Genomic DNA, 23,829 nt, shown 5'->3' on the forward strand with positions numbered 1-23,829 from the left:
CGTCGGAGGCGCTGCGGTCGTGGCCGGTGCCGACGTGAGGTGGGGTTACCCGGCCGACCGCAGACGTGAGAGCAATACTTTCTCGCATCCGGCCGCCGCGCGTCCACCCGGGATCGACCTTTTTGGCCGAGGAAGCGGACCGGGCCGCACGAAAAGACGAGGGATGATCACCGATTGCCTACGGAGGGTGGCGCGGCGGAAACACTCAGGTCAGGCATGGGCGGGTTGAAGTATGGGTCGGTGGCCATCTCCCGGAACGCCGCCTGGCTCTCCGGGTCCGCGCCGAACGTGCTGTCGTACAGCGGCTTCTCGGTCTGCCGGGCCGCGAAATAGAGCACCGCCTTGATCTGCGGGTGCTTCTTCAGATAGGGACCGACCTCGCGCATCCACTCGGCCCGCTGCCCCGGGCGGCCGTCCTGGGTAAGCCCGTACTCGCCGATCACCACCGGCCGCGGGTGCTTCTTGGCGAACGCCATGAAGTGGTCCATCCGGTTGCTGAAGCTGTTCCACTCCGGGCTCGGATAGACGTCGGTGCAGAGCCAGTCGACCTGGTCGTCCCCAGGGTAGTAGTCGGCGGCCCGGCGTTCGGGCTCGGCGAACCCGTCGGCGTGCGGGCACCACGTCCAGGCCGCGTTCGTGACGCCGACCTCGGTGAAGATGGCCCGCACATGCTTCCAGGCGGCGACGTAGTCCTCCGGCGAGTGCATGCTGGCGGCCAGGTTCGGCCGGTCCATCTCCCACCGGTAGCGCAGCAGCACCGGCACGCCGAACGCCTTGACGTCCTGCGCCCGCTGGCGGATCAGCGCGTCGTAGACGCCGCTGACCGTCGACCGGGTGTCGGTGCCCTGCCAGGAGATCATCTGGAGCTTGCCCTGGGCCTGGAACGCCCGCTCGGTCGCGCCCGGGAACGGCTCGTTCCACTCGTGGAACATGTGCGCGATGGCGAGCTGGCCGCCGGCTGCCTGGTTGAAGGCGTCCCACGCCGACGCGCGGCCGGAGGCGTTGTGGAAGTCGGGCTTCACCCAGGCGCCCACCCAAGCGCCCTTCTCGGGCAGCTCCGGCCCGCGGCCGGTGGTCTGGACCGTGCCCTTGCGGGGCGTCACCGTGGGCGGGGGCGGCGCCGCCGACGTCGTCCGATCCGCCGGATCCGGCGACCCGGAGTCGCACGCCGCGACCACAGGTGCCAGACAGGCCAACGCGATCAGAGTCGCCATCGTCCGTCGAAACCGTCGTACCACCGCAACCTCTCCCCAGGATGGTCACCGCCGCACGGTCGTCGACCCGAGGGGCTCCACGTCAGCGGAGCGGCACGCCGGGTCAGGCGGGCGACCCCTGGCACTCTACCCGTGGACGCGCGCTCACGGGTGGTAGTCGAGTTCGGTCAGCAACGGGCCCGCCTGTGCCAGCACGTCAGCCAGGTCCTCTTCGGTCAGTCGCTGCCGCCACCGTCCCACCGAGTTGGGCCGGGCCTTCGCGAACCGGGCGTGCAACGCCTCCCGCCCGGCCGGGTCGCCCACCTCCAGGAAGTCGGCGACGACCTCGGCCGCCTCGGCCGGACGGTGCACGACGTCCTCGTAGCGCAGGTGCCGGACCCGATCGGCGGGCAGCGCGGCGAGCTGCGTCAGCGCGCTGCGGGTGAAACGCCGCCACATCCAGGCGGACCGGCCCAGATCGGAGACCCGGGTGAACTCGTCGCGCCGGTCGGGCTCCACCCAGAAGCGGGGTGCCGCGCCCCACGGCGTGCCGCCCCGGCCGCTGCGCCCGGTGCCCGTCGACGCGGCGTTCAACCAGGGCTGCTCGGCGTGCGACACGGCCACGTCCCGACCGTCCCGGTAGACGTGCAGGAAGACCGCGTCCGGGAAGACCTCGGCCAGGAACGGCACGATGAAGCAGTTCTCCGGGTCCTTCTCGGCGAACCGCAGCCCACCGTGACCGGACGCGGCGAGCAGCGCGCCGTAGTAGCCGCGGAAGTAGCGCGCCGCCCGCTGCGGCGTCCAGCTTCCCTCGTAGACGCAGCGGGCGACCGCCTTGGTCAGCCGGGGCTCGTAGTGGTAGGACACGTCCGGCAGGGCCCCCACGCAACTGCCCAGGAACGTGGTGCCGGAACGCGGTGCGCCGAGAATGAAGATCGGCCGCTCCACCTTCAGCGTGAACCGCCGGTTGGCGGCCTCCACCGGGCGTTCCAGGTCCCGGCGCTCCTTCCGGTCGGCCAGCAGGCCGACCGCGGCGAGCTTCGCGGCCTTCACAGTGGACAGCCCGGCGTGCGGGGAGAGGGGGGAGTCGCTCGTCATCGAAGGTCCCATCGGTACGCGAAAACGGGTCAGGACTTGGCGGCCGGGTCCACCCCGGCCCGGTTACGGCCACGGCGCAACGCCCGCAGCGCGTCGAGGTGCAGGGTGCGCCGCCAGCGCCACACGCCGGCCAGGTAGGCCGCCGTGCCGGCGACCGTCACCAGCGCGAGCAGCGCCGGCGCGGCCCCGAGCAGGCTGGCCACCCCGAGCGGCAGGCCCAGTGCGACGACCGCCAGCGCCATCGCGGCCCGGGTGCCGGCGCCGAACGGGTGCAGCCGCATCGACCACCAGAGCTGGGTCAGCGGCACCAGGTTGGTGACCAGGATGGAGACGGTCCAGGCCAGGGCGGCGCCGAGGATGCCGTAGCGCGGGATGAGCACCAGGTTCGCCACCACGTTGAGCACCGTGCCGCCCATCGCGTTGTAGAACGTCCACGCGGTGCGACCGGCCATGTTGAGCACCATGTCCACCATGCCGCACCCGGTCGCCACCAACATGGTCAGCGCGAGCAGGACGACGACCCGGCGACCGTCGGCGTAGCCCTCGCCGAACAACGCCAGCATGGGCACGGCGAACGCCGCGAAGATCAGATATGCCGGCCAGGAGAGCAGCACCAACCAGCCGGTGGCGGCCTGGTAGAGCTGCCGGGCCTCGGCCCGGTCGTCCCGGGCGAAGGCGGCGGCCAGCCGGTGCTGCACGGTGCTGGAGAGTGCGACGCTGGAGAGCTGACCCAGCACCAGGAAACGGGTCGCGGCCGTGTAGATCGCCGCGTCCGCCGGCCCACGCAGCGCGCTGAGCAGCACGATGTCCAGCCGCTGCACCACGATCGCGGCCACGCTGCTGACCGCGCGGGGCCCGGTGAAGCGCCAGAACGGCACCAGCAACTCGCCCGCCGGGACCGGTCGGGTCACCTGCCGCCCGGCCCGGCCGACCAGCCGACCCAGCCACACCAGCGCGACCACGGCGGCGAGCAGGTAGGGCACCACCCAGGCCAGCGGCAGCGCGACGGTGGCGGAGAGCCCGAGCCAGGCCGCGACCGCCACGGCCAGGAACTGCACCAGGGTGCGGCCGAGCCGCTCCACGGTCAGCAACGGGCGCATCTGCCCGAAGCCGCGGCAGGCCGCCAGCGCGTAGTCGTTCAACGCCGCCAGCGGCACGAACGCCAGCAGGATACGCAGCGCGGTCACCGCGTCCGGGCCGGCCTCCGGCATGGTCGCCCGGGCCAGCGCCGGGGCGGCCAGCCAACCGGCCGCGCCGAGCAGCACGCCGACCGCCAGCACCGGCAGCAGCCCGACCAGGATCGTGCCGCGGATCTGGTCCCGCCGGTCGAGCGTCCGCTGCCGGCTGACGAAGTAGACGGTGCCCACGTCGGTGCCGAGCCGGGCCGCCGACGCGGCGATCATGAAGGCGCTCGTGGCCGCGAAGAACATGCCGGCCTCGCGGACCGACCAGCCCCGGGCGATGACGATGTTGAGGCCGAAACCGGCCACCGCGGCCAGGCCCACCCCGACCAGGTTGGCGAAGCCCTGCCGGGCCACGCCGCCCAGGCCCGCGCCCGGAGCCGGCCGGACCGCCGGTAGGACGACCGTGGCGTCGGCGTCCGCCCGGCTCACCGCCGCCACGACGGCACGCGTCCCCACCAGGAGGCCAGCCGCTCGTCGTACGGGGCGAAGTGGTCCTCCAGCCGGGCCCGCAGCTCGGCCGACATCGGCGACCGGGACCGCGAGTTGTGCTTGCCGAAGGCGATGTCCGCCCAGCGGGGAATGTCGAGGAAGTCGCAGACCGCGTCGAAGGAGGGCCGCGGGTCGGCGAAGAAGTCGTCGCTGTCGATGACGTGCAGCCGGTCCCGGCCGACAAGCGCCTCCAGCCGCTCCACCTGCTCGATGTAGCGGCCCCGGGCCAGGTAGGAGTTGTGTTGCAGGTGCTCGCTGTGGTAGGTCGGGTCGGCGGTCATCCGCTCCCGCTCGCCCGCCGTCCGCTGCTCCTCCAACGCCAGCGCCCGCTCGAAGTCCGCCTCGGTCTCGTAGCCGCGGGCCAGCTCGTGCGAGTGCGCCGAGTAGGCCCGCTCCACCGGGTCACGCAGCAGCACCAGCAGCTTCACCGAGGGCAGGTCCTTGGCGATCCGCTGCCCGGCCAGCGGGTGGAACATGTAGTAGGGGCTCGACTCGCCGGTGATCCCGCGTACGCCGAGCTGCGCCTTCACCGCCTCGGCCTTGCCGGTGGTGGGGAAGTGCCCCAGATACCAGCTCATCCCCCGGCGGTAGTCCATGTCGAAGTAGTGCACGCCCTTGTGGTAGGCGGGCGGCAGCACGCCGGGGTGCTGCGACAGCGTCTTGAACAGCGAGGTGGTGCCACACCGCTGCGCCCCCACGATCAGGAATCCCGGCACCATCCGTGAACCCGCGGTCAACCGACCGACCGTCCGGCTCACCGACTTCACCGCGCGGAGCGCCTGCTCCCTGGCCACCGTCACGTCCCCACCCCTCACTCTCACCCGGCCCGGCGGGCCAGGTGCTCCTCCACGGCGGGCAGCAGCCAGGTGTCGACATGCCCCAGTCGCGCACCCGCCTCCGCCTGCCGGTCCCGCAGATAACGCGCCGCCAGCTCCACCAGGTAGAGCACGGCGACCAGGTCGGCGCTCCCGCCGGCGGCATCGAACGGCGCGAGCGTCCGGTCGGCGCCGGCGATCAGCGCCCGGGCCGCCTCGACCGGCTCCACCCCGTCGTGGCTCATCGCGCCCTGCACCGCCAGGTGCAGCGCGTCGTAGCCGGCCGGCACGTCCGACTCGAACCGCTCCCAGTCCCACACCAGCACCCGGCCGTCGGCAAGCACCGCGCTGTTGCCGCCGTTCCAGTCCCCGTGCCAGGCGCCGAAGGCCACCACCGGGTCGGCCTCGGCGACCGAGGCCAGCACCGCGCGCAGCCGCCCGGCCTCCGGCCGGTCACCGAGCGCGTCCACCGCCGCGCCGAGCCGCGCCGCGTGCCCGCTGGCCGCCCACGACTCCCGGCGTACGCCGAGGCAGCCGGCCACCGCCACCATGGCGGCCCGCTCGGCCTCGGCCGCGGTGGCCGGCGCGGCCCGGGGCAGCCGCACCGGCAGCGCCTCCTGCACCAACAGCGCGTGCCCGTGCCACTCGCCGTGGTGGCGTACCCCGGCCAGCACGACCGGGCCGAGCGGCACGCCGGCGAGGCGGCGCAACGCGGCGGCTTCCGCGTGCACCAGGGCACGGGTCAGCGGGTCGACGCCGAGCTTCGCGTAGCCGAGGGCCCGGCCGTCCGGCGCGAGCAGTTGCAGCACCGGCTTGCGGTTGGCCCGCGCCGGCCCGATGTGCAGGCTGACAAGCGCCGGTTCGCCGAGCACCTCGGTCAGGTAGGCGTCCAGCCCGCCGCCGTCGACGACCAGCCGGTCGCGGAACACCAACGGCCCGAGCCCGAACCGGAACGCGGTGGCCAGCCCTTGCCGGACCAGCTTGGCCTTGCGGCCGACCGCTTCGGTGGAGTGCCGCACGGCGCCGGCCGCGGCCCGGCCCGAGCCGGTGGGCACCAGCAGCCGCGGCCGGGCGGCCGACGGCACCACGACCCAGCCGTCGCCGCCGCGGCGCAGGGCCGGTTCGGCCGGTTCCGGCCAGATCAGGCCGGCCAGCTCACCGAGGTAGGCGGAACGGCCGTCGCCGTCCGGGGGTACGAGGAACACCATCAGCGGTCACCGGCAGCTTCCAGTCGGGCCCGTAGCCCGGCGATCGTGCCCCGAGGTGGCTCCGGTGCGAGCGCCCGGCGCTGCCGGTCGTTGCGGGCCAGCAGGGCTACCGAGATCAGGGCGTAGGCGAGGGTGGCTTCCAGTGCCCCGTAGGTGAACTGGAAGAAGAGCATCAAAATGATCACGAGCGTACCGGCGATCCCGATCGCGCTGTGGTCGCGCCGGTATCGCCAGAGGCTGTAGAGGAAGAAGCCGTTGTAGGCGAGCGCGCCGACCCAGCCCTGACCGACGAGCAGCGCCCAGAGCTGGCCGTTGCTGCCCAGCTCCCGATTGCCGCACTGCTTGCAGTCGTCGGACTTGCCGATGGCGATCGAGCGGTTGCTGCCGATCAGCGCCCGGTTGCCGCCGTAGCCGAGGATCGGCGAGTGGTTGGCCGCTTTCATCGCGCCCTCGGACAGGGTGGTGCGGATGTCGTCGCTGTGCCCGTTCTGGAGCCGTTCGTCGAAGGTGCGGCCGAGCGGGGTGGCGACGATCAGCACGCCGATCAGCCCCACCGCCAGGGCGAGCCCGCCGAGCACCACCATCCGGCCGCGCAGCGCGAGCCGCAGCGCCACGTACGCCGCGGCGATGCCGACGCCGATCCAGAGCCCACGGTTGAGCGAGTAGATGATCGGGAAGATCGCGGCCAGGGCGATCGCCACCCCGGCCGTGCGGCGCAGCGGCTTTCCCAGCACCACCCAGCCGGCGACCAGCCAGACCAGCAGGATCGCGGTGTTCTCCCCCCACGAGTTCGTGTAGGTGAACGGCGCGGACGGTCGGGGCGAGCTGGCCTCGCCCTCGATCACCTGCTGGACCTGGGCAAACTTGACGTCCATCAGCGAGGCGACGAACGGGTGGGTGGCGATCGAGTGCGGCAGGACGAAACGCAGCGGCGCGACGAAGCCGAGGGTCGGAAACAGCGAGCCGATCCAGCCGCCGACCACCACCACCACGCCCATGAACCCGAAGAGCCGGATCATCCGGCGCCGGGACAGCTCCCGCTCGCTGAGGTTGTAGACGTAGAGCATCGCCACGGTCATGGCGACGAAGTTCGCCAGTCGGATGCCCCAGCCGAGGTAACGGCCGCCGCCACCACCGGGCGGCAGCGTGTCCGGGGCGGTGAGCCCGAGCGTCGACGCGGACAGGAACAGCCAGAGCAGCAGGATCAGCCAGATGCCGAAGCCGGGCGGCACCCGGACCGGACCTCGCCGGGCCATCTGCACCACCATCGGCACCGCGAAGATGATGAAGACGAAGCTGGACACCCCGAGCGCCCACCACACCGGCCAGAGCAGGAAGAGGGAGATCAGCGGCCACGCGGTCGGCAGCCGCCACGACCAACCCTTCGGCCGGAGCCGGACCGGCGGGAGGCGGCTCCCCTCGGGCGGCGCCACCGCGCCGAGCGGCACCGACCCCCGCGCCGGGCGGGGTGGGGTGACGGTGCTCATTTCACGGTGACCTTGGCGGTGGTCGGCGCGTAGATCACCCAGGCGTTGCCGGGCTGCGGGTGCAGCAGGTCACCGCCGACGTCCGCGAGCGTGCAGACCATCCCCAGGCCGGGCTTGCGCCACCGGCCCTTGGCGCTGTTCGGACCGGACACCGCCACCACCGCGCCCTCACCGAAGACGTTCGCCGACGGCAGCGAGCGGAACGACGGCTTCCGCACCTCGAGCGTGCGGTATTCCATGGTCAGCACGATCACCGAGACCGCCGTCACCGTCGTCTTGCCGACCTTGGTCACCCAGAGCGACTTCTGCTTGTCGTACCGCCAGGTCATCGGCGGGCCGCCGGAGACGGTGACGGACAGTTCGGCGGCGGGGGCGAGGTCCCGGGCGGCGAGCGCGTCGCCGTTCGTGGCGTGGTCCAGGGCCGGCGTGGGCGGCTGACCGCCCTTCGGGGCGGCCTTGAGCAGCGCGGCCGTGGAGGTGTAGTCGCCGCTGAAGACCTTGCCCCCGTCGTCCGGGGTCACGCCGTCGAGGTCGGAGTTCTCGAACTGGCTGAGGAAGCCGGTCGGGCCACCGTCGTAGCCGACGAACGGGCGCAGCACCGAGACCGACCGGATGTCGACCGGCCGAATCTCGGTGACCGGCCCGATCTTGGCAGCGTCCCTGGAGTGGAACACCGCGGTCAGGTGCAGCGTGTCCGACTCGGCGAACTCGGTGTAGACCAGGTCGGCGGCGTCCAGGCCGGCGGGGGTGGTGGCGGGGCTCACCCGCAGCGGCACCGCGACCGCCTGGCGGGTCGCCGCCGCCGCCGTGCCGACCGGCGCCCCGGTCAACGGGCCCGCCGGCAGGCTCGACGTCGGGCTCGGCGCGGCCGACGACGTGGTCACGTCGCCCGGGTCCACCACGTTGGCGCTGCCCGGCTTGGGCTGCGGCTCGCTGCACCCCGCGCCGACACCGAGGACGACGGCCGGCGCGAGGGTGGCGCGGAGCATCTGCCGGCGGTTCACCCCAGGTCCTCGCCGGAGTCGATGGCGTAGCTGCGGCCGTCGCCCTCGCCCCGGGAACGGTAGGTGCCACCGGCGCCGTTGACCGGCGTCGGCTTGCCCGGAGCGCCACCCTTGGCGGGGGAGGCCGGCTTCGCCGACCCGGCGGCCGGACCGGAGCGGGACGACTGCATGCGCGGCAGCACCATGGTCGACTCGGCGGACGGGCCGGGACTCGGGCGGGACTTGCCCCGGTCGGCCGGGTTCGCCGGAGCGGTCCCACCGGCCGACGCGGCCGACGCCGCCGGGCGGGTGGCGCCGCCGGGCGGCGCGGGCAGGCGCGGCGCCAGCACGGCGCCGATCACCGGCGCGTTCACCTGCTCGAACTGCTGGAGTGCCGCGGTGATCTCACCACTGCGGGTCTTGCCGGCCTCGGCCACCATGATCACCGCGTCGACGTATCGACCCAGGGCCTGGGCCTCCACGGCGTAGGTCGGCTGCGCCGTCTCGATCAGCACGTGGTCGAAGCGCGCGGTCAGCTCGTGCAGGATCTCCAACAGGCCGGCGACGGGCAGCTCGACCTCCGCGTCCAGTTCGCCCGGGACGAGCACCCGGAGCTGGCCGAGCCCCGGCACCGGGGCCAGCGCCTTGAGCGCCGGCACGTCCCGGCGGAGCACCGAGGCGAGGCTGTGTCGCCCCTCGGCCACCCCGGTGATGCCGCTCAACGCCGAGTCCGGCTTGGTGGTGACCAGCGCGACCTGCGCGCCGGTGCGGGCGTACGCGGCGGCCAGGTTGGCCGCCACGAACCCGGCGGCGGCGCCGGCCGAGCCGTCGCAGAGCAGGAGCTGGCGACCGCGCCCGGCCTGGGCCGGCTCGGGGACGGCGGAGAGCAGCACGTTGCGCAGGCGGCCCAGCTCGCGGGAGACCCGGTGGGTGGCGGGGAGCACGGAGAGCGACGGCACCCGGGACGTCAGCTCGAGCAGCAACGGCAGGCCGACCCGGTCGGAGATGTCGCGCCCGCGCCGGATCCGGGTGTCGAGCCGGTCGAGCACCAGCGCCAGCACGATGCCGAGCAGCAGGCCGGCTCCCATGCCGCTGGCCAGGTTCAGGGTGCGGTTCGGCGAGCTGGGCCGCTCGGGCAGCCGGGCGTCGGAGATGATCTCGCCGGGGTCGGAGGCGGTGGAGACCAGCGGGCTGAGCCGGTTGTTGAGCCCGCTGAGCTGATTGGTCAACACGTTGCGGTCGGCCTCGGCGCGCTCCCGCTCCGGCGAGTTGGACGGGGACGCGGCGATCCGCCCGGCGACGGCGCTGAGCTGCTTCTGCACGTCGGCGATCTGCTGCTTGAGCGCGTTCGTCTCGTTCTCCAGCGTCTTCTGCGCGGTGGCCTTGCGCAGGTCGAGGTAGGCCTGGGCGAAGGCGTGCGAGCCCGCCTGCGCCTGGGCCGGGCTGCCCGCCTCGTACGCCACCTGGAGGATCTGGCTGTTCGGCGGCACGCTGACGGTCACCGACTTGACCAGCACGTCGCCGCCGGTGTCGACCTTCATCAGGCCCTTGGCCCGCTCGGCCACCACGAGCGAACGGACCACCTGCGCCTCGGTGTCGAGGTTGACCTTGGCGTTCGGGTTGCTTTCCGCTCCGGAACCGAGCGGGCGCACCAGCAGCGACGTGGTCGAGGTGTAGCGCGCCTCCTGGAGCTGGCTCACCGCCAGGCCGCCGGCCAGGCCGAGGAAGGCGGCGAGCAGCAGGATCCACCAGCGGCGGCGCAACCAGCCCAGGTAGGCCATCAGGGCAAGACCGTCGGCGTCGCTCTCGGCCAAATGGGGTGAGGGCATCAGAGTCTGTCGCTCCCTTTCGACCGAGCCGGGCAGTCCACGGCACAGCTGGAACTGACCGTGACTTCGAGTGTCCCCGATCCGAACGTTGAGGGAAAGTCTGCTCACGTTCCGGTAAGCCTGCCCGGGTGTGGGCAGCCCGCGTAGAGATGGCCGATCGGAGCTGGCCATTCGGGCGGGTACCCGGCGGTGGGCCCGACCTGCCCCCGGTAGTCGACGTCGCCGCCGGCTCGCGTGCGGAGCGGTGACGGAATCCTGACACATCCGTCGCGGCGCGGTCGGCCCGGCCCGGCCCGGCGGTGCCACCCGTGCTGACCTGCCGAGTCGCACCGCCGAGCGGATCCCGGCGACGGGATTCCCGCGGCGACCCGACCGGTGGCCGGGATCCGTCCAACAGGCCCTTCAGTTGTCCATGGGCGCGCCAGTAGGTTGTCATGGCGCGTCCGAGGGGCATTCACGTAAATCCGGACGCGGTCGCATGCGTACGGGAGGAAACGTTGTGGTGAGCGGGTCAACCGAAGGCTCGGGACAGGTCCTGCTGGTCGGATCCAGTGGCGGGCATCTGGCCCAGCTCCTGGCCCTGGAGCCCTGGTACCGGGACCGGCGCCGGGCGTGGGTCACGTTCGACACGCCGGACGCCCGGTCGCTGCTCGACGGCGAGGAGGTGGTCTGGGCCCACCACCCCACCACCCGCAACGTCAAGAACCTGGTCCGCAACGCGTTCCTCGCGCTGCAGGTGATCCGCCGCCGCCGGGTGGACGCGGTGGTCACCACCGGGGCCGGAGTCGCCCTGCCGTTCGTGGTGGCGGCCCGGCTGCGCCGGATCCCGACGATCTACATCGAGGTGTACGACCGGATCGACAGCGCGACGCTCACCGCCCGGCTCTGCCGGCCCTTCCTCAGCGCGATGCTCGTGCAGTGGGAGGAGCAGCGCCGGATGTACCCGGAGGCGACCGTCGTGGGGAACCTCCTCTGATGGCGCACATTCCGCAGCAGCGGGACCGACGGTCCGCGCCCTACGTGCTTGTCGTGGTCGGCACCGACGTGCACCGCTTCGACCGCCTGGTGGGCTGGCTGGAGCGCTGGCACGCCGCCCGGCCCGAGGTCCGGCTGGTCCTCCAGTACGGGCACAGCCGCACGCCGGCCCTGCCCGAGGCGACCCCCTTCCTCGGTCACGAGGAGCTGCAACGCGCGATGGCCGAGTCCACGCTCGTGGTCAGCCACGGCGGCCCGGCCACCATCACCGAGGCCCGGCGCACCGGCCACCTGCCCATCGTGGTGCCCCGCGACCCGGCCCACGACGAGCACGTCGACAACCACCAGCAACTGTTCTCCCGGCGGCTGGGCGCGGCCGGCATGGTCCGGCTCTGCGAGTCGGAGACCGAGCTGCTCGCCGCCCTCGACGAAGGGCTGGCCGATCCGGGCCGGTTCGTCCTGGCCGCCGACCCGGGACGCCCCGACCCGCGGGCCGAGGCGGTCGCCCGGGTCGGCGCCGTGATCGACGACCTGGTGGCCCGCCGGGTCCGCCAGCGGGCCGGCGGGCGGCGCGGATGAGCGCCCCCGCGCCGGAGCAACCGCGCGTCCTGTTCGTCGGCGGTCTCGGCCGCAGCGGGTCCACCCTGCTGGAGCTGCTGCTCGCACAGAGCCCCGACGTGTGCGCGGTCGGTGAGGTGGTGCACCTCTGGGAACGGGCGCTCGGCGCCGACGAGCGGTGCGGCTGCGGCGAACGGTTCACCGCCTGCCCGTTCTGGCACGAGGTCGGCGAGCAGGCCTTCGGCGGCTGGTCCGCGGTCGACCGGGACGACGTGCTGGCGCTCAAGGACCGGGTCGACCGGACCCGGCACATCCCCCGGCTGGCGAAGAACACGCTCGCCCCGGAGCAACTCGCCGACGTCCGCCGCTACGGCGACCTCTACACCCGGATCTACCGCGCCGCGCTCGCGGTGACCGGGGCGCGGGTGGTGGTCGACTCCAGCAAGCACGCCTCGCTCGCGTTCGCGCTGAGCTGGGCCGACGGGCTCGACCTGCGGGTGCTGCACCTGGTCCGGGACAGCCGGGCGGTCGCGTACTCCTGGGGCAAGCAGGTGCGCCGGCCCGAGGTGGTGGACGGCGAGGACTTCATGCCGACCTTCTCCCCGTTCGAGGTGAGCAAGCTGTGGACCGCGCAGAACGCCGCGTTCCACCTGCTCGCCGCGCGCGCGAAGGTGCTGCGGCTGCGCTACGAGGACTTCACCGCCGACCCGGCCGGCACCGTACGCCGGCTGCGCGAGTTCACCGGCCTGCCGGACGACCCGGCGGCGCTGCGCATCCTGGCCGGCGGCCCGGTGGACACCGCCGCCGAGCCGGCCGCACCGTTCCGGGCGCACAGCGTCGCGGGCAACCCGCTGCGGTTCAGCGGCGGTCCGCTGACGGTACGGCGGGACGAGGCGTGGCGGGACCGCCTGCCGCGCCGCAGCCGGGCCGTGGTCAGCCTGGCCACGCTGCCCCTCCGAGTCCGCTACGGCTACCTGGGCCAGCGGGGTTCCGACGATTCCGTGGAGAGATCATGAGTGGGCCGAGCATCTCGGTGGTCGTACCGACGCGGGACCGTCCGGAGCTGCTGCGTGCGGCGCTTGACGCCATCCTCAGCCAGGCGCACCCCGGCCTGATCGAGGCGATCGTGGTCTACGACCAGTCCGAGCCGGACCGGTCGTTGGAGACGGATCGGGGCGACCGGCGGATCCGGGTCATCACCAACACCCACACCGCCGGCCTGGCGGGGGCGCGCAACACCGGCATCGAGGCGGCCACCGGCGACTGGGTGGCGTTCTGCGACGACGACGACGAGTGGCTGCCGGGCAAGCTGGCCGCCCAGTTCGGCGCGCTCGACGCCCACCCGGACGGCGCGCTGGTGAGCTGTGGCATCCGGGTCAGCTACGACGACCGCACGGTGGACCGCTCGTTGGACCGGGCCCGGATCACGCTGGAGGCGCTGCTGCGGGATCGGCTCACCGAGCTGCACCCGTCCACCTTCCTGATCCGCCGGGCCGCGCTCGTCGACGCGATCGGCCTGGTCGACGAGCAGATCCCGGGCAGCTACGCGGAGGACTACGAGTTCCTGCTCCGGGCCGCCCGGTACGCCCCGCTGGTCAACGTGGAGAGTCCGTACGTGCTGGTCCGCTGGCACAAGCGGTCCTACTTCGCGCAGCGCTGGGAGACGATCTCGACGGCGTTGCAGTGGCTGCTGCGCCGCTATCCCGAGTTCGCCACCGTCCCGCACGGCGAGGCGCGGGTGGCCGGCCAGATCGCCTTCGCGCAGGCGGCCATGGGCAACCGGCGGGACGCGGTCCGCTGGGCCCGGCGCACGCTGGCGCGCAATCCGAAGGAGCCACGCGCCTACCTGGCGCTGGCCGTGGCGAGTCGGGCGGTGCAGGCCGACCGGGTGCTGCGCACGCTGCACAAGCGCGGCCGGGGCATCTGAGCGCCGGCTGTCCGAGCGGTGACGACGACGGGCGGGCGACCGAGGTCGCCCGCCCGTCGTGCGGTTTCGTCGGCCCGGCTCAGGCCACGCAGAACGCCTTCCACGCCTGGATGCTCGGTTGGTCGAGCAGCCGGAAGTCACCCTGACTGACGGTCTGGTTGTAGTACGCCACGAACTCCGGCCGCTGGCCGTTGAGATAGCCGGTCATGGAGCGGATCCAGGTGGCCCGCCCGGTGCCCGAGTCACCGGGCACCAGGTCGCTGCCGGTCTCCGCGACACCCCACGGCTTGCCAAGCGCCTTGGACTTGCTGATCATCGCGCCGTAGATCTCCTGCGGCGGGGCGTACCGATTCCACTTCTTGCCCCAGTTGTAGCAGTCCCAACCGAGCGTCTCGATCACGTCGCCACCGGGGTAGTACGAGTCGAAGCTGCGCTTGGACTTCGGGTCGAGCGTCCAACACATCAGGATCAGCGTGTTGATCAGCTTCGGGTTGTTCGCCCGGGCGGCGAGACCGGCGACCCGCTTCCACGCCGTGCGGTACGCGTCCGGCGTGAACGCGCCGCGCTCGACGTCGTCCTCCGGCTCGTGGAAGTAGGACCAGTACACGTTGTGGTCGCGCGGGATCGAGGCGAACCAGGAGGCCAGGCGGGAGTCGTGCTTGCCGGAGTTGATCTCCTGGGGTGCGGCCTTGAACGACACCACCACGGTGCGGTCCACCACGTCGGAGCGGCTGCCCGACCAGGCCGGCGGCAGGCCGGGGTAGAAGATCCGGGCCATCTGGAGCTTGCCGAAGGTCCGGTCGGAACGGCTGAGCGCCTGCCCGAAGCTCTCCCCGTTCTGCACGCCGATCGACGCGCCGGGCAGCGTCAGCCGCGTACCGCCGAAGCCCCTGCCGACGCCCGGGGCGGCGGACGCCGACGCCTTCGCGTCGGGCTTGCCGCCGAGGCCCTGTGCGGCGCTCGGGGGTGCGGACCCGGGCTTGGCCGGGGCGCCGAGGCCGGCTGACGGCTTCGGCTGACCCGCGGCCGGCACCTCGCCGGCCTGCGGGTTCGTCGCATCGGGCCGCAGCGCGGCCACCGCGACCCCGCCGCTCGCCACGGCCAGCGTCACGGCCGCCGCGACCATCATTCGCCAACGCGGCCGGGAGCCACCGGGCGGCGGACCCGGGGTGACCGGCGGGTGCGGCGGTCGGCCGGGGCCACCACCCGCCGACCGCGGCTCGGCCGGAGCGTCCGCCAGCGGCGGCCCGGTGAGCGTGGCGGTCGCCGTCGCTCCCTGGCCCCAGGCGGCGCTGTCGGCCGGTCCGGTCCAGCCGGTGCTGTCAGCAGGTCCGGCCCAGGTGGCGCCGTCGGTGGGGCCGGTCCAGCCGGTGCGATCGGTCGGTCCGGCCCAGGTGGCGCTGTCGGTCGGTCCGGTCCAGGCGGTGCCGTCGTGGGATGCCGGGCCGACCGGCGGGCCCCAGCCGGCCGCGGACCCCGGGCCGTCCGGCGCCCAGTCGGCGCCGCCCCGGTCGGGCCCCGGCCAGCCCTGGTCGGGGCCCGACCAGAGCGGCTCCGGGTGGTTGTGGTCGGGCAGCTCCCGGTCAGGCCAGGGCAGGTCACCGCGGAACTCGGCGCGGGCCGCTGGCGGAGCCTCGGCCTCGGGCCAGGGCAGCGCGGGGCTGCCCGACTGGCGCGAAATGTCCTGCCCCGGCCACAGGCCGGTCGGCTGCCCGAAGGCAGTGTGCGGGTCTCGGTCGGCCGGCATGGCCCTCCCTGGCTGTCGGCGGCCCGGGTGGTCGGGCTCAGGTCGGACGCGCATTCCCGTCCGACGATAACCCGCATCACCCCGGCCGTACGTACCGTCACTCTCAGCCGAACGCCTCACCCCGGTCACCGGTGACGGCCGAAGCGGGCATCTCGACCCCGGTCCGGGCGATCGCGTCGAGCAGTCGATCGGCCAACTCGGGGCGGCAGACCAGCAGATCGGGCAGGCGCGGGTCGGCGCGGTTGTAGCGCAGCGGCGACCCGTCGATCCGGGACGCGTGCATGCCCGCGCCCAGTGCCACCGCCACCGGCGCGGCACTGTCCCACTCGTACTGTCCGCCCGCGTGGACGTACGCGTCGACCTCGCCGGTCACCACCGCGCAGACCTTGACCCCGGCCGAACCCATCGGTACGGCCCGGGCGCCGAGCATCTCGACCAGCTCGCCCACGAACGCCGGGGGCCGGCTGCGGCTCACCGCGATCCGGATCGGCCCCTCGGTCGCCTTCGGCGTCGGGCAGGTGGTGCCGAGGACCACCGGCGTACCGTCCACCGTGGTCCGCGCCGGCATGCCGACCGCCCCGGCGACAAGCGCGCCGTCCGGCGCGGCGGAGCGCTGCCAGAGCGCCACGTGCACCGCCCAGTCGTCCCGCCCGGCCTCGGAGAACTCGCGGGTGCCGTCCAGCGGGTCGATGATCCAGACCCGGTCCGCCTCGTGCCGGGGCGCGCGCTCCCCGTCCGCCCAGGCCCGGCGCGCGTCGGCCTCCTCCTCGGAGAGGACCGCGTCCGCCGGCCGCCAGCGGGCCAGCGCCGCGGTCATCAGCTCGTGCGACGCGCGGTCACCGGCATCCTTGAGCGCTTTCGGGTCGGCGAAGCCCTGCCGGTCCCGTAGCGCGGTGAGCGCCACCCCGGCCTCGGCGGCCAGCCACTGCGCGAACCGTTGGTCGTCGAGTCGTCCCGTCTCGTCCTCGGTCACGAGCCCCATCCCTGTCTCGCGGGTCTGCCGACCCGTCATCCTGCGGCGGCGGTGTCACCGACGCCAGCGTCCGGTCGGATCGTAGACAGCTCGCGAGTCGGCTTCGTTTCCCCGTCGACCCTGGTCTACGCCGATGACCGCCCGCATGTTGAACTTCGCGTGTATCGCGGTCGGAGCCGCCGGGCCAGGCCCTAGGCTCTGCGCATGACCGCCGAGCAGCTGATCTCCTTTGCCCGTGGGGCCCCCTCGCTGGACATCGTCGATGTCGAAGGGCTCAAGGCCGCCGCCGTCCGCGCCTTCGACGCCGATCCCGCCGGGGTCACCGCGTACGGCACGTCCGTCGGTTACCCGCCCCTGCGGAAGTGGATCGCCGAGAAGCACGGCGTCGAGGCCGATCAGGTGCTCGTCACGAACGGCTCGCTGCAGGCCGACGCGTTCCTCTTCGACCACCTGGTCCGGCGCGGCGACGCGGTGGTCGTCGAGCGCCCGACGTACGACCGCACGTTGCTCAACCTCCAGCAGATGGGCGGCGAGGTGCACGGCGTGACCATCCAGCCGGACGGCCTGGACACCGCCGAGCTGCGCAAGCTGCTGGAGTCCGGGGTACGGCCGCGGCTGGCCCACGTGATCCCGAACTACCAGAACCCGGCCGGCGTGACGCTCTCCCTGGAGAAGCGCCGTGAGCTGCTGGACCTGGCCGCGGAACACGAGTTCACGATCTTCGAGGACGACCCGTACGCGGACATCCGGTTCCGGGGCGAACCGCTGCCCTCGATGCTGTCGATGGACAGCCGGGGTGTGGTGGTACACGCCTCCAGCTTCACCAAGACGGTCTGCCCGGGGGTCCGGGTCGGCTACCTGGTCGGCCCGGCGGAGCTGATCGCGGCGATCGCCAAGCGCGCCACCAACCTCTACATCTCGCCGGGCATGGTGGCGCAGTCGATCGTGCACCAGTTCTGCGTCTCCGGGGCGATCGAGCGGTCGATCCACACGGTCCGCACGGCGTTGGGCGAGCGCGCCGGGGTGCTTGCTGAGTCGCTGCGCCGGCACATCCCCGAGGCCCGGTTCGTCGAGCCGGACGGCGGCTACTTCCTCTGGATCGAGTTGCCGGCGGACGTCGAGGTGGACCGGCTGGCGCCGGCCGCCGCCGAGCGGGGCGTCGCGGTGGTGAAGGGCAGCGACTTCATGGTCGACGGTGGCCGGCACGCGCTGCGGTTGGCGTACTCCGCGGTGACGGCGGACCGGATCGACGAGGGTGTCCGGCGGCTCGCCGAGGCGATGGCGGCCGTCCGAGGCTGATTTCTGTCGGGTTTCCGACAGAAAGGCCCTGCGGGCCGGCCCGGGTCTCCCGCCCGGCCGGCCTGCGGCCCACAATGCTGCGAGCGTCGCTCACCTTTCCGGTGTTCGGCCCGCACACCGGAAGGCCCGAGCCGCCCGGCCGGGCCGGCGGCGTGCCGAGCATCACTCCCGCCCCCAAGGGGTGCCGGGTGGGCCGCGTCGCCCCTCACCCCCCTGACGCGGCCGGCCCGCCCGGCGCTCACTCCGACCGGCGTAGCCTGCAAGCCGCAGCTTCGTGGGGAGGAGGCGAGAGATGACGGACCGGGTGGCACGCGACCGCAGCGCCGGGCAGAACGGCGACCGACCACCCAGGCCACGCGCCTGGGCCGCGCCGGTACGCGCCATGTCCCGCATCCTCAACGCCGACGGGTCCCCCCGCACACCGCAGCCGGCCCGCCCCGGCCGCAGCGGGATCGTCGACTGCGGGCTCTACGTCGACGGCGAACGTCGACCCGGCCGCCCGCAGTACGCCGAGGCCCTGGCCGCCGCCCGCCGGGAGCGGGACGGGTTCGTCTGGCTCGGCCTGCACGAACCCGACCTGGCCGAGATGACCGAGATCGCCGCCACGTTCGGCCTGCACGAGCTGGCCGTGGAGGACGCGGTCAAGGCCGAGCAACGCCCCAAGCTGGAACACTTCGGCGAGATCGCCTTCCTGGCGGTACGCACCGCCCGCTACTGCGAGCACACCGAGCTGACGGAGAACTCCGAGGTGGTGGAGACCGGCCAGGTGATGCTCTTCATCGGGCCGAACTTCGTGATCAGCGTGCGGCACGGGGACGCCTGCCGGCTGTCGCCGGTCCGCGCCGACCTGGAGGAGAAGCGGGACCTGCTGCGGCACGGGCCGTGGGCCGTCGCGTACGCGATCACCGACCGGGTGGTCGACCTCTACCTGGAGGTCGCCGACCGGCTGGAGGACGACCTCGACGTGCTGGAGGCGGACGTCTTCGACCGGCAGAGCAGCGGCCGGATCCAACGGATCTACCAGATGAAGCGGGAACTGGTCGAGTTCAAGCGCGCGGTGGTGCCGTTGCAGCGACCGCTGATCACCCTCACCTCCCAGGCCAACCGTGCGGTGCCCCACGAGGTGCGGCGCTACTTCCGGGACGTGCAGGACCACCTCAGTCGCTCGGTCGAGCAGGTGAACTCCTACGACGACCTGCTCAACTCGATCCTCCAGGCCCGGCTGGCCCAGGTCACCGTCGACCAGAACAACGACATGCGCAAGATCGCCGCCTGGGCCGCGATCGGCGCGGTGTGGACCGCGATCGCCGGCATCTACGGCATGAACTTCGACAACATGCCGGAGCTGAAATGGACGTACGGCTATCCGGGCATCTGGGCCGTGAACCTGACCCTCTCGTTCGTGCTCTACCGCTGGTTCCGCCGCAACGGCTGGCTCTGACCGCGAGCCCGGCCGGGAGCCGACCGGCCGGGGGCGCGGAAGCGCCGGTCACGCGGGGCGTACCCGCGTGCCGGCGCTGCTCCGACGGCCGGTGCCGACTCAGCGGCGACCGCTGGCCTTCGCGGCGCTCCGGCCGTTCTGCGCGGCCTTGGTGACGTCGTCGGCCGGGCGGCCGGTGACGTCCCGGGCGCCCTCGGCGACCGAGGGGACCTCGCTGTTCGGGTGGATCACCGGGTCACCGGCCGGCGGCGTGGTCGACGAGCTGCTGCCGTCGGCCACGGCCGAGCTGCCGGCCCCGGCCGGACCGGCCTGGGTCACCTTCGCGGTCGGCTCCGGGGTCTCCACCACGATCGTGTCCACGTCCTCCCGCATCGGCTCCAGCGTGCCCTGGCCGGTCGCGCCCAGCGTGCCGGTCGGGTCGTACTCGGCCCACTCCTGCTGCTCGCGGCGGCGACGCATGGCCATCGCCCCGGCCAGGCCGGCGACGGCGCCGGCGATCAGCAGGCCGGTGGTCATGCCCCGCGACCTGCGCTGCTTCTTCTTTCCGGGCTTCATGTTCTTCGCCTTCTTCGTCATCGCGGCCTGCTTCGCCGCCGCCGCCTTGCGACCGGAGAGCGCCTTGCCCGCGGCCTCCGTCCGCGCCTGGCGCACGGCCACGAGCACCGGGGCGAGCGCGGCGGCGCTCGACGCGACGCCACTGGACGCCCGGTCCCGGACCATGACCGCGGTAGGTGCGACGGCGACCCGGGCTGCCTGGACCCGCGGGCCGACCGTGGCACCGGCACCCTTCGCCGCGTACGAGGCGGCCTGCCTCAGGTGATCGATGCCCTGGTTCAACTCGGCCTTGGCGAGCTGGCCCTGGGTCTTGCGCCGCCCGATTCGAAACACGGTCCCACCTCCTGGGAGTTGTCCTTCGTCATCCTCCACCTTCGGATGCCTCCGCATGGCCAGATCGGGCACATGGGAGGATCCGCAAGGAACTGACCAACGAGTGAGGAGTACCCGTGGCCGAGGCTGTCTACGCCACCCTGCACACCAACGCCGGCCCGATCCGGCTGGAGCTCTTCCCGAACCACGCGCCGAAGACCGTCCGCAACTTCGTGGAACTGGCCGAGGGCAACCGTGAATACATCGACCCCCGTACCGGCCAGCCGGGTAGCGGGCCCTACTTCGACGGCACCATCTCGCACCGCGTGATCAGCGGATTCATGGTCCAGATGGGCGACCCGACCGGCACCGGTCGCGGTGGCCCGGGCTACAAGTTCGCCGACGAGTTCCACCCGGAGCTGCGCTTCGACCGGCCGTACCTGCTGGCCATGGCGAACGCCGGGCCGGGCACGAACGGCTCGCAGTTCTTCATCACCGTGTCGCCGACGCCACACCTGAACAACAGGCACACCATCTTCGGTCAGGTGGCCGACGAGCAGTCGGTGAAGGTCGTCGACTCGATTGCGAACACCCCGACCGGCCCGAGCGACCGGCCGCTCCAGGACGTGGTGATCGAGCGGGTCGAGATCGAGCGGCAGCAGTCCTGAGCGTCGCGCGGGTACCTTTGCTCGCATGACTGAGCGCTCCGGGCCGGCAGGCGACGCCACCGAGGGGCCGGTGCCGACCACCCCGGTCTGCTACCGGCATCCCGACCGGGAGACCTACCTCCGGTGCACCCGCTGCGATCGGCCGATCTGCACCGAGTGCATGCGCGACGCCTCCGTCGGCCACCAGTGCCCGGAGTGCGTCGCCGAGGGACGCCGCAGCGTGCGGCCGGCGCGCACCGCCTTCGGTGGCGGTGCCGCCGGCCGCGAGGGCTACGTCACCAAGGCCCTGATCGGGCTGAACGTGCTGGTGATGGTGTTCTCCGTCATCTCCGCCCGGAGCGGGAACGCGATCGCCGGCGGCGGCCTCGGCGGCCTGATGGGCGGCGGGACGCCGTTGACCGAGTGGGGCGCGGTGCTCGGCTTGGCACGCTTCCCCGACGGCAGTGTCGGCGGCGTGGCCGACGGCCAGTGGTATCGACTGGTCACCGCCATGTTCCTGCACTACGGCGTGCTGCACCTGCTGTTGAACATGTGGGCGCTCTGGGTGCTCGGCCGGACGCTTGAGGCGGTGCTCGGGCCGCTGCGCTTCCTGGCGCTCTATCTGCTCGCCGGGATCGGCGGCAACGTGGCGGCCTACGTCTTCACCGAGCCGAACCGGTTCACGGCCGGCGCGTCGACAGCCATCTTCGGCCTGTTCGCCGCGATCTTCGTGATCATGCGCCGGATGGGCCGGGACACCTCGGCGATCGTGCCGATCCTGGTGATCAACCTGATCTTCACATTCACCGTGCCGAGCATCTCGGTGGCCGGGCACCTCGGCGGGCTGGTGGTCGGCGCGGTGGTGGCGCTGGTCCTGGCGTACGCCCCACGGTCCCGCCGGACCGCGTTCCAGGCCGCGGGGGGCGCGATCGTGCTCGTCGCCCTGATCGGCCTGGCCCTGGTCCGCACGGCCGCGCTTACCGGCTGATCCCCACGCCCGGGACGGTCCGGGTTGCTTGATCGACACCACTTCGCCGAAGTGGCGCCATCCCGACGCCCCGGTCACCGCCGGCGCGGGCCCGAGGGCCGGACACGGGGGTGATCATGAAGTTGGCGGCAGCGAGAGAGATCAACACTGCCGTCAACCTCATGATCGCCGCTTGGCTTCCGGAAGGGCGGGCGGAACGGCGGGGCGTGGTCCGGCGCGGCGGGAGCAGTGCGCGGCGGGAGTCGGGCGATGGAGGTCAGTGCGCGGCGGGGCGGGCGGCGGTGAGGTCGGCGGCGACCTCGTCCAGCGGCGCGTCCAGGTCCCGGCGGCCGAACAGGTGCAACGACTCGCCCGCGTCGATCTCAAGCGTCTCGGCGGTCACCCCACGACGGCTGCGCCGGTCCAGCCGGATCGACTCCACCTCGGCCCATGGCAACCGGCGTCGGCCGGCGTATCCGCGGATCACGGTGAGCCCGTCCGGGTCGACGGCGAGCCGGACCGGCGCGATGATGTCGCGCAGCGCCCAGGCGAGCAGGCCGACGGCGACCGCCCCGGCCAGCGCCGGCCGGACCGGATCGCCGTCGGCCAGGAGGAGGCCCAGGGCGGCCAGGGCGAGCGCACCGAGCGCCTTGACCAGCGGAAGCGCCCGCGGCACCCGCCACTGCCGGGCCGGTGACGGCTGTGGATCCATCCACCCAGCATGCCAGCCGCGACCGCCGGGGCGTGGGAACGGTCGGCCCGGCCGCGACGGGCGCGGGAGAGTGGCTGGCCGGCCCAGTCGTGACCGCCGGGGCTCGGGGAGGAGACCGGCCAGGTCCAGTCGTGACCGCCGCCCGGCGGGGCGATGGCCGGTCAGGCCGGCCGTGACCGCCGGTGCGCGGGGAGGACGACCGGTCGGTCAGCACGTAGGATCGGAGCAAGCGAGGTTACCCGGGAGTAGACATGAGTGACGCGGTCATCGTCGGCGCGGTGCGGACCCCGGTCGGGCGGCGCAAGGGCAGCCTCGTCGGCGTGCATCCGGTCGACCTGTCGGCGCACGTGCTACGCGCGCTGGCCGAGCGCACCGGCATCGACCCCGGTCAGGTCGACGACGTGGTGTGGGGCTGCGTGTCGCAGGTCGGCGAACAGTCGTGGAACGTGGCCCGCAACGCGGTGCTGGCTGCCGGCTGGCCGGAGTCGGTTCCCGGCACCACGGTCGACCGTCAGTGCGGGTCGAGTCAGCAGGCGCTGCACTTCGCCGCGGCGACCGTCCTCTCCGGGCAGGCCGACCTGGTGGTGGCCGGCGGTGTCGAGTCGATGACGCGGGTGCCGATGGGTTCCAGCGTGGCCGGCGGGATGCCGTTCAGCGCCGCGATCCTGGAGCGTTACCGCGGGGTGGAGGGTGTCGCGGAGGACTCCGCGCTGCCGTTCAACCAGGGTGTCGGGGCCGAGCTGATCGCGCAGCGGTGGCGTTTCTCCCGCGCCCAGCTCGACGAGTTCGCGCTGGCCAGCCACGAGAAGGCGGCCGCCGCGCAGGACGCCGGCGCGTTCGACCCCGAGCTGGTCCCGGTGCCGCTCGCCGACGGCGGCAAGTTCGCCGCCGACGAGGGCATCCGCCGGGACACGTCGCTGGCGAAGCTCGGCGAGCTGGCCACCCCGTTCCGCGCCGACGGGGTGGTGACCGCCGGGTCCGCGTCGCAGATCTCCGACGGCGCCGCCGCGCTCGCGGTGACCACCGCCGAGTGGGCCAGCCGGCACGGCCTGCGCCCGCTGGCCCGGGTGCATACCGCCGTGGTCGCCGCCGACGATCCGGTCACCATGCTCACCGCCCCGATTCCGGCCACCGCGAAGGCGCTGCGCCGCGCGGGGCTGGGCATCGAGGAGATCGGGGTGTACGAGGTGAACGAGGCGTTCGCCCCGGTGCCGCTGGCCTGGCTGGCGGAGACCGAGGCGGACCCGGAGCGGCTCAACCCGCGTGGCGGGGCGATCGCGCTCGGTCATCCGCTCGGTGGGTCCGGCGCGCGGATCATGACGACGATGCTCCAGCACATGCGGGACAACGGCATCCGGTACGGCCTGCAGACCATGTGCGAGGGTGGCGGCATGGCCAACGCCACGATCGTCGAGTTGCTCTGAGCGAGG

21 protein-coding genes are annotated in these 23,829 nt (G+C 73.2%); 9 read left to right on the forward strand and 12 right to left on the reverse strand.

Annotated features, from left to right (window positions below):
* Positions 1–167 precede the first annotated feature (167 nt).
* The 8 genes from O7602_RS29845 to O7602_RS29880 all read right to left on the reverse strand — a co-directional run bounded on the left by O7602_RS29845 (position 168) and on the right by O7602_RS29880 (position 10,286).
* Positions 168–1,214, reverse strand: a complete 1,047-nt coding sequence (locus O7602_RS29845; RefSeq protein ID WP_281585912.1) for a glycosyl hydrolase — start codon at positions 1,212–1,214, stop codon at positions 168–170.
* Positions 1,215–1,358: 144 nt separating this feature from the next.
* Positions 1,359–2,291, reverse strand: a complete 933-nt coding sequence (locus O7602_RS29850; RefSeq protein ID WP_281585913.1) for a sulfotransferase — start codon at positions 2,289–2,291, stop codon at positions 1,359–1,361.
* Positions 2,292–2,320: 29 nt separating this feature from the next.
* The gene (locus O7602_RS29855) at positions 2,321–3,931 is read right to left on the reverse strand and encodes a flippase (protein WP_281585914.1); all 1,611 of its coding nucleotides are present in this window, start codon (positions 3,929–3,931) and stop codon (positions 2,321–2,323) included.
* Positions 3,901–4,764 (reverse strand): sulfotransferase domain-containing protein, encoded by an 864-nt coding sequence (locus tag O7602_RS29860; RefSeq protein WP_281585915.1) that lies wholly within the window; start codon positions 4,762–4,764, stop codon positions 3,901–3,903. Before O7602_RS29860 ends, O7602_RS29855 begins: the two co-directional genes overlap by 31 nt.
* A gap of 17 nt (positions 4,765–4,781) precedes the next feature.
* The gene (locus O7602_RS29865; RefSeq protein WP_281585916.1) at positions 4,782–5,987 is read right to left on the reverse strand and encodes a hypothetical protein; all 1,206 of its coding nucleotides are present in this window, start codon (positions 5,985–5,987) and stop codon (positions 4,782–4,784) included.
* Positions 5,987–7,474: an O-antigen ligase family protein gene (locus O7602_RS29870; protein WP_281585917.1), complete on the reverse strand. Its 1,488-nt coding sequence runs from the start codon at positions 7,472–7,474 to the stop codon at positions 5,987–5,989. The genes O7602_RS29865 and O7602_RS29870 overlap by 1 nt, the downstream gene beginning before the upstream one ends.
* A complete protein-coding gene (locus O7602_RS29875) occupies positions 7,471–8,478 on the reverse strand; it encodes a DUF3048 domain-containing protein (RefSeq protein ID WP_281585918.1) in 1,008 nt (335 codons plus the stop codon). Before O7602_RS29875 ends, O7602_RS29870 begins: the two co-directional genes overlap by 4 nt.
* A complete protein-coding gene (locus O7602_RS29880; protein ID WP_281585919.1) occupies positions 8,475–10,286 on the reverse strand; it encodes a Wzz/FepE/Etk N-terminal domain-containing protein in 1,812 nt (603 codons plus the stop codon). The genes O7602_RS29875 and O7602_RS29880 overlap by 4 nt, the downstream gene beginning before the upstream one ends.
* A 478-nt stretch (positions 10,287–10,764) precedes the next feature.
* Between O7602_RS29880 and O7602_RS29885 the strand changes: the two genes are divergently transcribed.
* Genes O7602_RS29885 through O7602_RS29900 form a run of 4 tightly spaced genes read left to right on the forward strand, consistent with a single transcriptional unit; the run spans position 10,765 to position 13,746 of the window.
* Complete coding sequence (locus O7602_RS29885; protein ID WP_281585920.1) at positions 10,765–11,262, forward strand: UDP-N-acetylglucosamine--LPS N-acetylglucosamine transferase; 498 nt, start codon at positions 10,765–10,767, stop codon at positions 11,260–11,262.
* On the forward strand, positions 11,262–11,840 hold the full coding sequence (locus O7602_RS29890) for a glycosyltransferase (RefSeq protein WP_281585921.1): 579 nt from the start codon (positions 11,262–11,264) through the stop codon (positions 11,838–11,840). The genes O7602_RS29885 and O7602_RS29890 overlap by 1 nt, the downstream gene beginning before the upstream one ends.
* Positions 11,837–12,835: a sulfotransferase gene (locus tag O7602_RS29895; protein WP_281585922.1), complete on the forward strand. Its 999-nt coding sequence runs from the start codon at positions 11,837–11,839 to the stop codon at positions 12,833–12,835. Before O7602_RS29890 ends, O7602_RS29895 begins: the two co-directional genes overlap by 4 nt.
* The gene (locus O7602_RS29900; RefSeq protein ID WP_281585923.1) at positions 12,832–13,746 is read left to right on the forward strand and encodes a glycosyltransferase family 2 protein; all 915 of its coding nucleotides are present in this window, start codon (positions 12,832–12,834) and stop codon (positions 13,744–13,746) included. The genes O7602_RS29895 and O7602_RS29900 overlap by 4 nt, the downstream gene beginning before the upstream one ends.
* 79 nt (positions 13,747–13,825) lie before the next feature.
* Here O7602_RS29900 and O7602_RS29905 read toward each other — a convergent pair whose 3' ends face one another.
* Both O7602_RS29905 and O7602_RS29910 read right to left on the reverse strand, forming a co-directional pair.
* Positions 13,826–15,493 (reverse strand): hypothetical protein, encoded by a 1,668-nt coding sequence (locus tag O7602_RS29905; RefSeq protein WP_281585924.1) that lies wholly within the window; start codon positions 15,491–15,493, stop codon positions 13,826–13,828.
* Positions 15,494–15,596: 103 nt separating this feature from the next.
* Entirely contained in the window at positions 15,597–16,475 is an 879-nt protein-coding gene (locus O7602_RS29910) for a 3'(2'),5'-bisphosphate nucleotidase CysQ (RefSeq protein WP_281585925.1), read from the reverse strand.
* 195 nt (positions 16,476–16,670) lie between these two features.
* On the opposite strand from O7602_RS29910, the gene O7602_RS29915 reads away from it, so the two are divergent.
* Both O7602_RS29915 and corA read left to right on the forward strand, forming a co-directional pair.
* Positions 16,671–17,765 carry a PLP-dependent aminotransferase family protein gene (locus tag O7602_RS29915; RefSeq protein WP_281585926.1) on the forward strand — a complete coding sequence of 365 codons (1,095 nt, stop codon included), beginning with the start codon at positions 16,671–16,673 and terminating at the stop codon, positions 17,763–17,765.
* 292 nt (positions 17,766–18,057) lie between these two features.
* On the forward strand, positions 18,058–19,206 hold the full coding sequence (gene corA, locus O7602_RS29920; RefSeq protein WP_281585927.1) for a magnesium/cobalt transporter CorA: 1,149 nt from the start codon (positions 18,058–18,060) through the stop codon (positions 19,204–19,206).
* A gap of 99 nt (positions 19,207–19,305) precedes the next feature.
* On the opposite strand, the gene O7602_RS29925 is transcribed toward corA, so the two are convergent.
* Positions 19,306–20,151, reverse strand: a complete 846-nt coding sequence (locus O7602_RS29925; protein WP_281585928.1) for a hypothetical protein — start codon at positions 20,149–20,151, stop codon at positions 19,306–19,308.
* A gap of 59 nt (positions 20,152–20,210) precedes the next feature.
* Here O7602_RS29925 and O7602_RS29930 point away from each other — a divergent pair, with 59 nt between their 5' ends.
* Together O7602_RS29930 and O7602_RS29935 are read left to right on the forward strand one after the other, a co-directional pair.
* Entirely contained in the window at positions 20,211–20,741 is a 531-nt protein-coding gene (locus tag O7602_RS29930; RefSeq protein ID WP_281585929.1) for a peptidylprolyl isomerase, read from the forward strand.
* 25 nt (positions 20,742–20,766) lie between these two features.
* Positions 20,767–21,708 carry a rhomboid family intramembrane serine protease gene (locus O7602_RS29935; protein ID WP_281585930.1) on the forward strand — a complete coding sequence of 314 codons (942 nt, stop codon included), beginning with the start codon at positions 20,767–20,769 and terminating at the stop codon, positions 21,706–21,708.
* Between the two features lie 256 nt (positions 21,709–21,964).
* Here the strand turns inward: O7602_RS29935 and O7602_RS29940 are convergent, their stop codons facing one another.
* A complete protein-coding gene (locus O7602_RS29940; RefSeq protein ID WP_281585931.1) occupies positions 21,965–22,399 on the reverse strand; it encodes a PH domain-containing protein in 435 nt (144 codons plus the stop codon).
* A 251-nt stretch (positions 22,400–22,650) separates the two neighbouring features.
* Between O7602_RS29940 and O7602_RS29945 the strand changes: the two genes are divergently transcribed.
* Positions 22,651–23,823 (forward strand): acetyl-CoA C-acyltransferase, encoded by a 1,173-nt coding sequence (locus tag O7602_RS29945; protein WP_281585932.1) that lies wholly within the window; start codon positions 22,651–22,653, stop codon positions 23,821–23,823.
* Positions 23,824–23,829 lie beyond the last annotated feature (6 nt).

The sequence above is a fragment of the Micromonospora sp. WMMD1128 genome, from assembly GCF_027497235.1.
In the GTDB taxonomy this organism is placed as follows: Bacteria; Actinomycetota; Actinomycetes; order Mycobacteriales; family Micromonosporaceae; genus Micromonospora.

Bases quoted from the DNA above. Each gene is read 5' to 3' on its own strand.
- O7602_RS29845 (WP_281585912.1), bottom strand. From the start codon at position 1,214: ATGGCGACTCTGATCGCGTTGGCCTGTCTGGCACCTGTGGTCGCGGCG.
- O7602_RS29850 (WP_281585913.1), bottom strand. From the start codon at position 2,291: ATGACGAGCGACTCCCCCCTCTCCCCGCACGCCGGGCTGTCCACTGTG.
- O7602_RS29865 (WP_281585916.1), bottom strand. From the start codon at position 5,987: ATGGTGTTCCTCGTACCCCCGGACGGCGACGGCCGTTCCGCCTACCTC.
- O7602_RS29870 (WP_281585917.1), bottom strand. From the start codon at position 7,474: ATGAGCACCGTCACCCCACCCCGCCCGGCGCGGGGGTCGGTGCCGCTC.
- O7602_RS29880 (WP_281585919.1), bottom strand. From the start codon at position 10,286: ATGCCCTCACCCCATTTGGCCGAGAGCGACGCCGACGGTCTTGCCCTG.
- O7602_RS29885 (WP_281585920.1), top strand. From the start codon at position 10,765: ATGCGTACGGGAGGAAACGTTGTGGTGAGCGGGTCAACCGAAGGCTCG.
- O7602_RS29890 (WP_281585921.1), top strand. From the start codon at position 11,262: ATGGCGCACATTCCGCAGCAGCGGGACCGACGGTCCGCGCCCTACGTG.
- O7602_RS29895 (WP_281585922.1), top strand. From the start codon at position 11,837: ATGAGCGCCCCCGCGCCGGAGCAACCGCGCGTCCTGTTCGTCGGCGGT.
- O7602_RS29900 (WP_281585923.1), top strand. From the start codon at position 12,832: ATGAGTGGGCCGAGCATCTCGGTGGTCGTACCGACGCGGGACCGTCCG.
- O7602_RS29905 (WP_281585924.1), bottom strand. From the start codon at position 15,493: ATGCCGGCCGACCGAGACCCGCACACTGCCTTCGGGCAGCCGACCGGC.
- O7602_RS29910 (WP_281585925.1), bottom strand. From the start codon at position 16,475: ATGGGGCTCGTGACCGAGGACGAGACGGGACGACTCGACGACCAACGG.
- O7602_RS29915 (WP_281585926.1), top strand. From the start codon at position 16,671: ATGACCGCCGAGCAGCTGATCTCCTTTGCCCGTGGGGCCCCCTCGCTG.
- corA (WP_281585927.1), top strand. From the start codon at position 18,058: ATGACGGACCGGGTGGCACGCGACCGCAGCGCCGGGCAGAACGGCGAC.
- O7602_RS29925 (WP_281585928.1), bottom strand. From the start codon at position 20,151: ATGCGGAGGCATCCGAAGGTGGAGGATGACGAAGGACAACTCCCAGGA.
- O7602_RS29935 (WP_281585930.1), top strand. From the start codon at position 20,767: ATGACTGAGCGCTCCGGGCCGGCAGGCGACGCCACCGAGGGGCCGGTG.
- O7602_RS29940 (WP_281585931.1), bottom strand. From the start codon at position 22,399: ATGGATCCACAGCCGTCACCGGCCCGGCAGTGGCGGGTGCCGCGGGCG.
- O7602_RS29945 (WP_281585932.1), top strand. From the start codon at position 22,651: ATGAGTGACGCGGTCATCGTCGGCGCGGTGCGGACCCCGGTCGGGCGG.